We start from the raw sequence: 10,875 nt of genomic DNA on the forward strand, positions 1-10,875 counted from the left end.
GGTTTAGCGGATAAACAAGCTGCGACTGAAACGAGCAGCGCGTTCGAGTTGATCAGCAATCGCCTCGTAATCGACTGACATTGCGTGAATGCGTCTATAAGACGGTACATGAGCCGGTGTTTTTACGTCGGCGCGCACAGGGATTTGCATGGAATCGGCGAACGCCAGTTGGCTTTCCACGTCGCGCGACAATAAATAATCGATCAATTGCTGACCTTCCTTGGGGTGGGGGGCGCCTTCGATCAGCGCTACCGTATTAGGAATCAGCAGCGTACCGATGCCCTCTTGATCGGGAAACGCCATGTCAACGGGTTGGCCAGCTTGGAGAGCGACATAAGCATCGTCGGTATCGGTGAAACCGATGGGGACTTCGCCGCGTACGACGACGTCGCGGGATACTGAATTACCATCGACGATCAGGACATCATTGTCCTTCAAAGCGCGTAAATACTCTTCGGTTTTTTCCGGTCCAAGCGTTGCGTAGAGCGCCGCGACCTGCGTGGCCGTCGTACCGAAGAGCGGATAGGCCAAGGCGACCTTGCCTTTCCATTGTGGCTGAGTCAAGGCAAAGATGGATTGAGGAACCTCTTCTAGTTTGAGGAGCTTGGTGTTGTAGATCAGGACGCGCGCGCGCGCGGCGAAACCGGTCCAATAACCGTCTCGATCTTTGAACTGCGCGGGAATATCGACAGCGGCGGGCGATGAATAGGGCGCTAACACGCCTTTGTCTTTGAGTATCAGGGTGCGGCCTACTTCGGAGTTCCAGAAGACATCGGCTTGAGGGTGATCCTTTTCGGCGATCAACCGGTTGACCAGTCCCGTGGTTTTCGAGGCTTCGACATCGTAAACGGCTTTCACTTGGATACCGGTTCGTTGTTCGAAGGCTTGCAGGATCGGTTCGGAAAACACCTGGTCGAGTGAGGTGTAGATCACCACTTCCGCCGCACCAGCCCAGTGGCTCAGGAGGAAGAGCCATAAACCAAAAGCCTGTTTCATTAGTGAATTCCTGAATTTTTTGTTGAAATCAAGGGGTGGTGGGTTGAACGACCTGCACTTTCCGGCTGGCGACGCCGACCTGTCCCTTGAAGCTGGAAATATTGACGGTGAGTACATGCTCGCCCGGCGGTATCTGTTGCAATTCCCAGCGCCAGTTGAGAGGCAGATAGCCGCGCTCGGCTTCGGCGAAAAAAACCTGGTCGACAAAAAAGATGATCTCGAACTGATCGTTCAGCAGTCGATCCCGGTCCGTCGGGTCTACGTCAACGCGCACGGCAACTGCCTCCTGTATCGCTGGAACAGCGTCCTCTACGGTTTCGCCGAGTTCAGGAAAACTCATGCGGACTTGGGGCGCTCGCGCCCAAGCCGGAGGAACGAGGTTCTCTGGGCGGAGTTGCACGTTGGGGTCCTGTTGGCGGGGGCGGTCAGGTTTTTGCGGGTGGTCTTTGGCGCGGCCCAGCTTGTAATCCCGATAGCTTTCCTGCGTGTTGCCGTAGGCAATGACGGTAAGTTCCGGCAAAGCGACTGTGGTGATGAGCGCGGCAAAGTCTTTCTGTGCATGAAGCTTGATGAGGTGGTCCACGTCATATCCGTCCCAGGATTCGGTGATCGTTCCGGCGGTGCGCGGTTTCCAATCCACCAGCGTTTTCAACAGCGGGCCGTTATGGATGCCCAGCCGCATCAGCACGCGCGACGCGGCGGGTAATCGGTAAAGCACCGTACCATCGTTGTTGAACTGGGCGTTGGTGATGTCGCCGACCGCGCCACCGGAGAAGGTGGTTGGATCGTAAATCGCGCCGGAAGCGGTTTCCAGGGTGAAGGTGTAGGCTTCGTCGGGTACGGGTTGTTGCTGTTCGTCGCGGCCATCCCAGAGAAGTTCGTGCGATCCAGCGGGCTGCTCGACGGCGTCCAGCAGGGTGTGCGCCAAGCCGCCATCCGGGTCGTACACGCGAACCGTTATTTTGTCGGGTTGGGCCAGTTGGTAGGTGAGCTTGACGGGTTGCCCGCGCGTGGGATCAAAGGCGGTGGCGTCCAAGGCAACAGCGCTGAACGTCGGCGCTTCAGTGGAGGCCCAAAGCGGGATGATGATGCTAAGCCATGCGATCAGGCTTACGCCAGATAGCCGAAGAAGCCTTTTGAGGAGCGTTGTATTCATCGCCAGTCTGCATCTCTGAGTTCTTTGTTGCTGCCAGGGCCGAAGGGTTGGTAACGGCGGGGATTGGAGCCGTCAGCATCGATCATCCACAGTTGATGCCGTCCGTCTTCCAGGTGGGTATAGAGGATCGTTTGCCCATCAGGCGACCACGTTGGCCACATTTTACCGTTTGGCCCTGAAGTCAAAAGTTGGGGATGGGCGCCTTCTGCATCGGTGATCCAAATCTCGAATTGACCACTGCGATTGGAGGCAAACGCCAGGGACTGGCCGTTCGGCGACCAGGCCGGGTGGAGGTCTTGCGCATCGCTGAGCAACAGTTGCCGCGCTTTGCCGGTACTCAAGTCCATACGCCACAGGCTTTGCGTGACCTGGACGCCGCCCCGGCGCAAGCCGACGGTGCCTGAAACGGTATAGGCCAGATAGCGACGGTTGGGACTGAGATCGGGGTAATCCAGGCTGCCGGTCTGGGTGATCAGTGGAGTGACGATTTGGCGCGCTGGGTCAATGAGGTAGAGTTCTGAGTCTTCGCCGTTGGCGTCGGTGCGGTAGTGGGCGTAGGCGATCTGGCCGGTGTTGTCCCACCAGGTAGGGCGAGCGCCGTCACCGGCGGGGAGTGGGAGTTTGGCGCAATCCTGATCGGTTTGCACAGGGCAGGTATACAGGCCAGCGCTTTGTATTTCGAAGACGATGGTTTGGTTATCGGGGCTGAGGCTGGGGGCGCTGGCGTCGCCTTGAATGGGTTTAGGGATTGGTCGCGGTGGGGCATCCGGCGTGTCTTGGTAGTAAACCGTCCAAGTCTGATCTTGATCCAGGGCGACAAACGCGATGCCAGCTTGGGCGGGGGACGCAACAACCAAGAGTGTTGCCGCAGCGAATAACCAAGCTAGGCGAATCTTGGCGCGGGGGTTTTCTAGGTTTTGGGGCATCGTTTACGTTGCTTTTTGTTCTGATCGGTGATTGGGTTCATCACAACAAAAAGTGGAAGTACCGCAAGGCGATTAAATCGGCTCATTCATCCGGTTAGACAGGTTACGTTCGGCTAATCATCCTTGTTTCTACATGCTAGCCCAATCTGGTTCAGGAACATCCAGCTTCTCCATTGAAAAGCCAGGTTCGAAAGGGATATCGGTTTCCAGCATTTCCTTGGCTCCAATTTTTAGTGACGCAAGCAACGCCTCACGAGTTTTTTCCTGAGCGTTAACGCCTGGCACGTCGACCAGCCAGCCAATCCACCAGCCTTCCGTTTGTTTGATCACCGCTCTAAATTGCATTGTTCACCTCACAAAAGGAATCCCCAGATCTTTGCAGATCTTTCGAGCCAATTCATCGACAATTTCAGTATGTCGGGGTACCTGCGTTTTATTGCGCCCTAACTGATAAATACTATGACCACTACCCTCACGAAGCAGAAACGCCCCATGAGCGTTCAAGTGTTTGATCAGTTGATTTCTTTTCATAATTCAGGTTATTAGAGCATCGAACGGGCGGCGGGTTACGCTGCGCTAGCCCGCCCTACGTACTATGCACTCTGAATGATGATCAGGCCATCGCGTATTCTGGCACATCCCGTAACCGCATCAACCGACTGGCTGGGACGGGGAGCAGGGCATAAGTTCGCCCATCAGGATCGGCAAACTCGACTTCAAAAGCGTTTTCGTCGTAGGTCATCACGATGGTGCCGATCTGACCGCGACGGAGCAGTAACGGCTGATCGGTTTCAAAGTGCTTGGCCGGTAAATCTTCAAGCAAAGCAACGACATCATGCAGATGAAGTTTTTTATTCATAAAATTAAACGATATAACAAGTCATTAACCGGGGAAAGTCCTCGCCGTGGCGGATGATCCAGGCTGACAACACGGTTGCCGCGCCTTTTGTCGTAGCGAGTGGGAATCGAAGAACATAGATCATTCCAAAGCCATTGTCGCCTTTTGACTCGACGCAGTCGGAGGAGGCTGCCGCATCGAGCAGGGCGTTTCGAAGGATTTGCGCATTGGCTTCGGTGATGCCAAGAACCGATGCAAACACATGGGCCTTATGCTGGCCTTCGCGATGCAGTGGATTCAGCACGTAGTCTTCGAGTTTGACGCCAAGATCGGCTCGTTCGCCGTTGGGAAGCTTCATGCCCGTCATTTTGCCTTATTTACCGCCCGATCAAAAGGCAAATCGTAGGTCAGGTAAAAGCGCAGCGTTATCCGACCGGTTCATGGGGTTGAAGGGCGCATCTCGGGCACGTCCATGCTCGACCTACCTGGCTGCTCAGGGGTAATGGCATTGATGATGCCTTGACAGTGGTTATAATAACCATCATGAAAAGTGCGGACCTCATCAATGAACTGGAAAAAGCCGGCTGGACGTTGCGAGCAGTCAAAGGTTCACATCACATCTACATTCATCCGACGCGCGGCGGACACCTCAGTGTGCCGCACCCGAAAAAGGACTTGGGTGCTGGATTCACGCGCAAGTTGCGCAAACAGGCTGGTTTGATTTGAAAGGCAGGAACGGGTTATGAAATTTATCATCGCTATCGAACCGGGTGACGATACGCACGCTTTTGGCGTGGTCGTCCCCGATTTGCCGGGTTGCTTTTCGGCAGGCGATACGCTGGACGAGGCGGTTGATCAGGCTAGGGAAGCCATCGATTTTCACTGCCAGGCTTTGATCGAGGATGGCGGGACCATCCCGACGGCGCATAACTTGACCGAGCATCAAGCGGATCCCGAGTTCGCCGGCTGGATTTGGGCCGTCGTCGAAGTGCCGGTCGAGCGGTATTTCGGTCCGGCCGAAAAAATCAACATCACATTGCCTCGCTTGCTGCTGGCCAGGATCGACGACCATGTCCGCGCTCGGGGCGAAACCCGCTCCGGCTTTTTGGCGGAAGCGGCGCGAGCGGCAATGCGCTAGATTTAGCTCATTGTAGGGCGGGTTAGGGCGTCCGCCCGTAACCCGCCATTGGGTGGGACGGCCAAGCGGGTTACGCCACGCTAACCCGCCCTTGTATTGTGTTTTGCGGGGGATCGTTCATGTTGGGACGGTCCCCCGGAAGACCGGATGCCGTACCCGCCCTGGAGCGATCGATCTCGCGCAGTAGATGATGCACCGGTCTTCACTCTAGGATGCCGGCTTTGCCGAACTCCAGGCGTGGTTGGTTCCTCACGACAAGACCACCCTGCATGTTTGCATGGAAGCCACGGGTATTGATTGGGAAGCCGTGGCCGAAACGCTGACCGATACCGGCTACCCGGTGAGCGTGGGCAATCCGGCCCGGATCAAGGCCTGTGGTGCCGCCCGGCAGGTGCGCACTAAAACGGACGCCGTGGACGCTCGACTGATCGCCGATTTCTGTGCCCGCCAACACCCACCCGCCTGGACCCCACCGCCCCTGGCCCCGCGCGAACTGCGGGCCTTGGTCGCTCGCCGCGAGGCGTTGGTCGTCATGCGCACCCAAGAACAAAACCGGCTGCCAGCGGCCCACCCCAGCGTGCGCCCGGGCATCGAGGCCATGATCGCGCATCTGGATCAGGCCATCGCCGAGGTCGAGGCCGCCATCCGCCGACGGATCGACGATGATCCGACGATCCAGCACCCGCGTGACCTGCTCGACTCCATCCCCGGCTTGGGGGACAAAACCATCCCGGTTCTCCTGTCGTTCTACGGCGGGCCAGAGCGGTTCGACCACGCCCGCCAAGCCGCCGCCTTCGCCGGCCTCGACCCGCGCCAGCACGAATCGGGGAGCAGCGTGCGCGGCAAACCCCGCCTCTCGAAAATGGGACACGCTGGCCTGCGCAAGGCGCTGTACGTGCCCGCACTGGTCACCTTGCACAAGACCGCTTGGGGTCGGGCCTTCCGGGATCGCCTCGCCGCCGTCGGCAAGGCCCCCATGGTCATCATCGGCGCCATGATGCGCAAACTCGTTCATGTCGCCTTCGGCGTCCTCAAATCAGGACAACCCTTCAATCCAGCTCTTCATGGTGCTTGACCGCGATAACAGTATCTACGGGTTATCCGGTTGATAAATCGGCTAACGCTTTGGTGAGCGTTTCCTCGGATACACCCTGCGCCTTCAGGTTTTCCAACAGGCGGGTCATGGGGGCATCTTCCAGGCGGGCCAGATCGGTGCGCAACCCTTGGCCGATATAAGCGCGGATCAAAGGCTGGTAGCCGGAATAACCCAAGAGAGGCGCAACGCGCTTGAGATCGTCGATCACGTCTTCTGGCATACGCAGGGTAACGGTCGTCATCGGACGATCTTTACGTAGTCGTTGTTTCAGATCAGCCATTTTCATAGAGCCGGTGCTCCTCACGGGTTGCTCTGCGAGCGGAAATCAAGCGGATGCACTCGTCTTCAAACAGCAGATGAACGACGAATAGAAGACGTCCGGTGTCATCGCAACCGATCAGTGCGTCGCGAGTCTCGTCTTGTCGACTGGCGTCAATGATTTTCAGGAACGGATCGAAGAAGGCTTCCGCCGCTTGCTCGAAGGACACGCCATGCTTACGCGGGTTGTTTCGCGCCTTGTCACGGTTGGCGACAAAACGAATACCGTGCCGCATGAATTCAATGTCCATGCAAAAAGCTTAACGAAGCATATTGACGTTATCAATACGCTCTTAAGGATCGGTAAAGGAAGAAGCGTAGGTCGGGCAAAAGCGCCGCGTTGCCCGACAGGTTCATGGAGTTGGCAGGCGCATGTCGGGCACGCCTGGTGCCTGACATGCCAGGCTACCGAGCCACAACCTCGATCAATTCAATGTCTTTTTTAAGCATGTCATTAACCATCTCATCGAGCGGTAATCCTTTCGCCGCCGCTCGCGCTTCAAGATAGGCCAGCACATCGGCGCGCAGAGTGACGGCAACCGCCCTCCGTCCTGCAAAGCGATTGGGTTGCGCTTGCGAATAATCGAAGTCGTACTCCGGCAACAGATCATCTGGCGTTTCGTTCATAGTCTCGTTGCTCTTTCGGTGTCGCTACGCGGGCGCTGATGATGCGTAGGCGATCTTCGCCAATTTCAGTAAAAACGACCAAACACAACCGACGATCTCGCAAATATCCAATGATGATTTCGCGCGACTCATCTTCCGAGTGCCAAGTATCCGGGAAAATTTTGGCCAACGGATCGTCGAAAACGGCAATGGGTACGCATCGCGTACTGGCTATCCAAAGCAAAGTAGGTCGGGCAAAAGCGGAGCGTTGCCCGACAGATTCATGGAGTTGACAGGTGCATGTCGGGCACGTCCTGTGCCCGACCTACCTGGCTTGATTGATTCTCGTTCGGGATACATACCCCGCAGCTTGCTGCGTAGTATCGTCTTTTAATACCCCGCAGCTTGCTGCGGGGTCGTTTATTCTCTACTTGTCTTCATCAGCGGTTATCATCAGGCAGCGGCTTCCTGATGAGAGTGATGTTCCAGTTGATTCCAGTACAAGTCGATGATTGGAAAGCAAAGATCATAGTCACCCCAAACCAGGTCACCGTATTCGATACGAAAAGTGGAAAACTGGGCTGGATCGAGATAGCTCCGAAGATCAGGATGGTGGGCATGGGTCAAAAAGGGTTTGAAATCGACCGTCTGTTCCATGCCATCATCGAATAGGAGGCGCAGGCGGTAATCACTGACCGATTCAGCGGCAACGATGTTAATGGAGGGCTGGCTCATGGGAGTCTCCCGGTAATGCGTTCTGGTTTAATGGACTTGTGCAGGACAAAGAAATCAATCCACTTTTGAACGATGTCGTTGGCTCGTGCGCTCACCAGTTCCTGAAAATCCAGCATTTCGGTTGAAATTGAGTCCTAATTCTTGGATGGAGGCTCTTCTGGTCAAAATGCCAGATTCAATTTTATCCGAAACGCTGGAATACTTCATTTCACGAACCTCCAACAGCGCTCGTCCGGCGACTGCCGAGTAACGAATCTCGGTGACTATGCCATTCACGACAATGATCTCCGCTTTGGATTCGCGCCCCTGACACTTTCCATGAACATGGACCGGCTCGTGTTCATTGGCGTAGAACATTACAATGAGACCAAAGTACTCGTACAGTTTGGGCATGAAGAAGATTGATTGGAGAAAAATGTCGTTTCCAACGTGGGGTGCGCACCACGTATTGGCTAGCCACGCCCGTAACTCAGAATCATAACGACATGCAACGCCGATAGCGGCAACCGTAGGGTACGCAATGCGTACCTACCTGGCTCATTGTAGGGCGGGTTAGGGCGTTAGCCCGTAACCCGCCTCGCCTTGTGGGAGGTCCCACGGAAGCGGCGGGTTACGCTGCGCTAACCTGCCCTACGCGCTTCAAATCGACCCGGCTGACCTTGATCAGGCGATGACCCACCATATCAACCGCCGCCTGCGCCTGTTCTAAAGGAATGTAACCGACCAACGGTTCGTAAGCGCCATCTTCGGGTTGCATATCAATGAATAATACCTCGGTTAAAATCGGACGGAAGCGCGCCATACGCAACAACACTGGACCACAGATTAGCCCTTGAATGACGCTTTGGTTGGCTGTTTCGACTTCAACAGTGTCGAGTTCAGTGAGCCTTCCAAGCCGATCACGCCAAGCATTCGGCAATGTCAGGTAGGCGGCGCCTGTATCGACCAAGGCGTCGCAATGAATGGTGTGGCTAGGATCCAGCGCATTTTCAAGAGTCGTTTCAACGACGATTCGGCCCATACTGACAACTCCCCCGCAAGATATTGTCAGGAAGTGTACCATGAGGCGGTAGGGCTGGTTAGGGCGTTAGCCCGTAACCCGCCTTGGGGGAAGTGCGACGGAATCGGCGGGTTACGCTTCGCTAACCCGCCCTACGTGCTACGTGCTACATGCTAATCCGTCGTATCGAGGTAACCCGCCGTACCGTGGTACGGGCTGATAATTTTTCCCGTTTTGTCATGAGTACCGATGGCAAGATGAGGGTTAACTATATGATGACTCGCCATTTCAGCGGTGTCGGATGATGGAAAAGGTGGGCGATGCTCACTCTATCTGGCTCGTTGTAGCTCATTGTAGGGCGGGTTAGGGCGTCAGCCCGTAACCCGCCTTTAGGGGAAGTTCCACAGAATCGGCGGGTTACGCTGCGCTAACCCGCCCTACGCGCTGAAAATACTTCATTTCACGAACCTCCAACAGCGCTCGTCCAGCGGCTGCCGAGTAGCGAATCTCGGTGACTATGCCATTCACGGCAATAATCTCCGCTTTGGATTCGCGTCCCTGACACTTTCCATGCACATGGACCGGCTCATGTTCATTAGCGTAGAACATCACAATGAGACCAAAGTACTCGTACAGTTTGGGCATGAAGAAGATTGATTGCAGAAGAATGACGTTTCCAGCGTAGGGTACGCACCGCGTACCAGCCAACGGCCACATCCGAATAAGGTACGCCATGCGAACCCTACCGGGTTATGGGTCATGCGAGTTCCACCATTGGCTGGGCGGATGGCGGTGCAGGCTCAAAGTGCAACACTATCAGTTGATCCGCACGTAATCCGATGGATTCGTAGGTGCGCCCTTCACGGTCACAGAATTCAACCTCGAAGGCTTGTCCGTTGGCTAGGAGGTCGACCACGGTGCCCACTTGGCCGCGATGCAGGCCATATTCTGGGATGCTGGCGGTCAGCGCGACCACGTCCAGCAGTTGAATGACATCGCTCATCATCGTGCTCCTTTCAACGTGGATAACAGGTGGTGAGACGGGGGATGGTTGACCCGTGCTCGATGATCCATCCGCTTCGCAAGATAGTCCGGCGATCACGCCAATCGAATACGAAATCGATTTGATAGCGTTGTCCATAGGCATCGCATCGTCTGACGATTGCGTCGTGGGACTTGACCACTTGCAGCAAGGCGTCGCGCAGCGGTTCGGCATCCACGTCCGTCATGCCGAGCGCCGCCGCGAATAACCGCGCCTTGTGTTTACCTTCAGGATGCAGTGGGTTCATGCAGTAGTCACGCAGCTTGCGAATATCAATCATCGCGTTCTCTGCATAAGGGATGCGCATAAGAACCCTTGCGAATACAAAATGGTTAGTACGACTTCAGGGTATTTGCGCGTAATCAGCAGATTACGCTCCGTTAACCCGCCCTACAGGCTACCATGCTGTTCACCCGTAGGGTACGCATCGCGCACCGGCCAATGGCCGCGCCCTGGAATAAGGTACGCCATGCGTACCCTACCTGGCTGCTGGCTAAACCCCCATCAGTACATCCCAAAACGAAATATTCCGTTCGCTATAATCTTTTTTGAATTCCATCTTTACTGGAATTGGCAAGCCGATCAATCTACATTGATTTTCAAACGAATAAAAGAACTCTAGCTGATGATCTGCGTACTCAATATCTAAATTTTTGTAGCTTATGCTAGCAATAAAAGTACCATCTGACTTCTGTCGAAAAGAAGCATGACCAGTTTTAGGAACAGGGACAAACTTATCCGCCTCTAAGTTATTCAGTGTGATCGAATTTAGACTAAGCGTACAACCTATTATATTTTCTGCATCCTCAATGGAAAACCATATTAACATTTCATAAGGCGCATGATTAACACTAGTATTTTTATTTAAATTATCCATAGTTCCGCGCAATTTTGCATGGATCACACCGGCATCAAAGCGAAACTCGGGTGATGTAAATGCGAAATCTTTATGATTTTTCATGCCACACCCTGAATGTACTAATATTGTACTGATTAAAAAAATCAGTACTCTGAGTTTCATCAT

20 protein-coding genes are annotated in these 10,875 nt (G+C 54.8%); 3 read left to right on the forward strand and 17 right to left on the reverse strand.

Annotated features, from left to right (window positions below):
* Positions 1-3: 3 nt before the first annotated feature.
* From H6973_09660 to H6973_09685, 6 genes are all read right to left on the reverse strand, one after another.
* On the reverse strand, positions 4-996 hold the full coding sequence (locus H6973_09660; protein ID MCP5125880.1) for an extracellular solute-binding protein: 993 nt from the start codon (positions 994-996) through the stop codon (positions 4-6).
* A gap of 28 nt (positions 997-1,024) precedes the next feature.
* The gene (locus H6973_09665) at positions 1,025-2,152 is read right to left on the reverse strand and encodes a hypothetical protein (GenBank protein MCP5125881.1); all 1,128 of its coding nucleotides are present in this window, start codon (positions 2,150-2,152) and stop codon (positions 1,025-1,027) included.
* Positions 2,149-3,078, reverse strand: coding sequence for a PD40 domain-containing protein (locus tag H6973_09670; protein ID MCP5125882.1), 930 nt, complete (start codon positions 3,076-3,078; stop codon positions 2,149-2,151). The genes H6973_09665 and H6973_09670 overlap by 4 nt, the downstream gene beginning before the upstream one ends.
* A 129-nt stretch (positions 3,079-3,207) precedes the next feature.
* Complete coding sequence (locus H6973_09675) at positions 3,208-3,423, reverse strand: type II toxin-antitoxin system HicB family antitoxin (protein MCP5125883.1); 216 nt, start codon at positions 3,421-3,423, stop codon at positions 3,208-3,210.
* Between the two features lie 268 nt (positions 3,424-3,691).
* Complete coding sequence (locus H6973_09680) at positions 3,692-3,937, reverse strand: DUF4926 domain-containing protein (protein ID MCP5125884.1); 246 nt, start codon at positions 3,935-3,937, stop codon at positions 3,692-3,694.
* 4 nt (positions 3,938-3,941) lie between these two features.
* The gene (locus tag H6973_09685; protein MCP5125885.1) at positions 3,942-4,274 is read right to left on the reverse strand and encodes a hypothetical protein; all 333 of its coding nucleotides are present in this window, start codon (positions 4,272-4,274) and stop codon (positions 3,942-3,944) included.
* 185 nt (positions 4,275-4,459) lie between these two features.
* Here H6973_09685 and H6973_09690 point away from each other — a divergent pair, with 185 nt between their 5' ends.
* The 3 genes from H6973_09690 to H6973_09700 all read left to right on the forward strand — a co-directional run bounded on the left by H6973_09690 (position 4,460) and on the right by H6973_09700 (position 6,129).
* Positions 4,460-4,642 carry a type II toxin-antitoxin system HicA family toxin gene (locus H6973_09690; GenBank protein ID MCP5125886.1) on the forward strand — a complete coding sequence of 61 codons (183 nt, stop codon included), beginning with the start codon at positions 4,460-4,462 and terminating at the stop codon, positions 4,640-4,642.
* Positions 4,643-4,658: 16 nt separating this feature from the next.
* Positions 4,659-5,054 carry a type II toxin-antitoxin system HicB family antitoxin gene (locus tag H6973_09695; protein ID MCP5125887.1) on the forward strand — a complete coding sequence of 132 codons (396 nt, stop codon included), beginning with the start codon at positions 4,659-4,661 and terminating at the stop codon, positions 5,052-5,054.
* Positions 5,055-5,295: 241 nt separating this feature from the next.
* A complete protein-coding gene (locus H6973_09700) occupies positions 5,296-6,129 on the forward strand; it encodes an IS110 family transposase (protein MCP5125888.1) in 834 nt (277 codons plus the stop codon).
* Positions 6,130-6,151: 22 nt separating this feature from the next.
* Here H6973_09700 and H6973_09705 read toward each other — a convergent pair whose 3' ends face one another.
* From H6973_09705 to H6973_09755, 11 genes are all read right to left on the reverse strand, one after another.
* A complete protein-coding gene (locus tag H6973_09705) occupies positions 6,152-6,436 on the reverse strand; it encodes a hypothetical protein (protein ID MCP5125889.1) in 285 nt (94 codons plus the stop codon).
* A complete protein-coding gene (locus H6973_09710) occupies positions 6,423-6,719 on the reverse strand; it encodes a BrnT family toxin (protein MCP5125890.1) in 297 nt (98 codons plus the stop codon). The genes H6973_09705 and H6973_09710 overlap by 14 nt, the downstream gene beginning before the upstream one ends.
* 154 nt (positions 6,720-6,873) lie before the next feature.
* On the reverse strand, positions 6,874-7,074 hold the full coding sequence (locus H6973_09715) for a hypothetical protein (protein MCP5125891.1): 201 nt from the start codon (positions 7,072-7,074) through the stop codon (positions 6,874-6,876).
* Between the two features lies 1 nt (position 7,075).
* Complete coding sequence (locus H6973_09720) at positions 7,076-7,318, reverse strand: BrnT family toxin (protein MCP5125892.1); 243 nt, start codon at positions 7,316-7,318, stop codon at positions 7,076-7,078.
* Between the two features lie 209 nt (positions 7,319-7,527).
* On the reverse strand, positions 7,528-7,809 hold the full coding sequence (locus H6973_09725; protein MCP5125893.1) for a DUF2442 domain-containing protein: 282 nt from the start codon (positions 7,807-7,809) through the stop codon (positions 7,528-7,530).
* 54 nt (positions 7,810-7,863) lie between these two features.
* Entirely contained in the window at positions 7,864-8,202 is a 339-nt protein-coding gene (locus H6973_09730; GenBank protein ID MCP5125894.1) for a DUF4160 domain-containing protein, read from the reverse strand.
* A 217-nt stretch (positions 8,203-8,419) separates the two neighbouring features.
* On the reverse strand, positions 8,420-8,830 hold the full coding sequence (locus tag H6973_09735; GenBank protein MCP5125895.1) for a hypothetical protein: 411 nt from the start codon (positions 8,828-8,830) through the stop codon (positions 8,420-8,422).
* Positions 8,831-9,226: 396 nt separating this feature from the next.
* Positions 9,227-9,454 (reverse strand): DUF4160 domain-containing protein, encoded by a 228-nt coding sequence (locus H6973_09740; GenBank protein ID MCP5125896.1) that lies wholly within the window; start codon positions 9,452-9,454, stop codon positions 9,227-9,229.
* 112 nt (positions 9,455-9,566) lie between these two features.
* Positions 9,567-9,815, reverse strand: a complete 249-nt coding sequence (locus tag H6973_09745; protein ID MCP5125897.1) for a DUF4926 domain-containing protein — start codon at positions 9,813-9,815, stop codon at positions 9,567-9,569.
* Positions 9,816-9,825: 10 nt separating this feature from the next.
* Positions 9,826-10,158: a hypothetical protein gene (locus H6973_09750; GenBank protein ID MCP5125898.1), complete on the reverse strand. Its 333-nt coding sequence runs from the start codon at positions 10,156-10,158 to the stop codon at positions 9,826-9,828.
* Positions 10,159-10,344: 186 nt separating this feature from the next.
* Positions 10,345-10,875 (reverse strand): hypothetical protein, encoded by a 531-nt coding sequence (locus tag H6973_09755; protein MCP5125899.1) that lies wholly within the window; start codon positions 10,873-10,875, stop codon positions 10,345-10,347.

Source organism: Gammaproteobacteria bacterium (assembly GCA_024235095.1).
Lineage (GTDB): Bacteria > Pseudomonadota > Gammaproteobacteria > Competibacterales > Competibacteraceae > UBA2383.

Excerpts from the sequence above, each read along its gene's own strand:
- H6973_09675 (MCP5125883.1), bottom strand. The coding sequence starts at position 3,423 with ATGCAATTTAGAGCGGTGATCAAACAAACGGAAGGCTGGTGGATTGGC.
- H6973_09730 (MCP5125894.1), bottom strand. The coding sequence starts at position 8,202 with ATGCCCAAACTGTACGAGTACTTTGGTCTCATTGTAATGTTCTACGCC.
- H6973_09710 (MCP5125890.1), bottom strand. The coding sequence starts at position 6,719 with ATGGACATTGAATTCATGCGGCACGGTATTCGTTTTGTCGCCAACCGT.
- H6973_09725 (MCP5125893.1), bottom strand. The coding sequence starts at position 7,809 with ATGAGCCAGCCCTCCATTAACATCGTTGCCGCTGAATCGGTCAGTGAT.
- H6973_09745 (MCP5125897.1), bottom strand. The coding sequence starts at position 9,815 with ATGATGAGCGATGTCATTCAACTGCTGGACGTGGTCGCGCTGACCGCC.
- H6973_09735 (MCP5125895.1), bottom strand. The coding sequence starts at position 8,830 with ATGGGCCGAATCGTCGTTGAAACGACTCTTGAAAATGCGCTGGATCCT.
- H6973_09695 (MCP5125887.1), top strand. The coding sequence starts at position 4,659 with ATGAAATTTATCATCGCTATCGAACCGGGTGACGATACGCACGCTTTT.
- H6973_09670 (MCP5125882.1), bottom strand. The coding sequence starts at position 3,078 with ATGCCCCAAAACCTAGAAAACCCCCGCGCCAAGATTCGCCTAGCTTGG.
- H6973_09740 (MCP5125896.1), bottom strand. The coding sequence starts at position 9,454 with ATGCCCAAACTGTACGAGTACTTTGGTCTCATTGTGATGTTCTACGCT.
- H6973_09705 (MCP5125889.1), bottom strand. The coding sequence starts at position 6,436 with ATGAAAATGGCTGATCTGAAACAACGACTACGTAAAGATCGTCCGATG.
- H6973_09755 (MCP5125899.1), bottom strand. The coding sequence starts at position 10,875 with ATGATGAAACTCAGAGTACTGATTTTTTTAATCAGTACAATATTAGTA.
- H6973_09680 (MCP5125884.1), bottom strand. The coding sequence starts at position 3,937 with ATGAATAAAAAACTTCATCTGCATGATGTCGTTGCTTTGCTTGAAGAT.
- H6973_09690 (MCP5125886.1), top strand. The coding sequence starts at position 4,460 with ATGAAAAGTGCGGACCTCATCAATGAACTGGAAAAAGCCGGCTGGACG.
- H6973_09660 (MCP5125880.1), bottom strand. The coding sequence starts at position 996 with ATGAAACAGGCTTTTGGTTTATGGCTCTTCCTCCTGAGCCACTGGGCT.
- H6973_09685 (MCP5125885.1), bottom strand. The coding sequence starts at position 4,274 with ATGAAGCTTCCCAACGGCGAACGAGCCGATCTTGGCGTCAAACTCGAA.
- H6973_09665 (MCP5125881.1), bottom strand. The coding sequence starts at position 2,152 with ATGAATACAACGCTCCTCAAAAGGCTTCTTCGGCTATCTGGCGTAAGC.
- H6973_09750 (MCP5125898.1), bottom strand. The coding sequence starts at position 10,158 with ATGCGCATCCCTTATGCAGAGAACGCGATGATTGATATTCGCAAGCTG.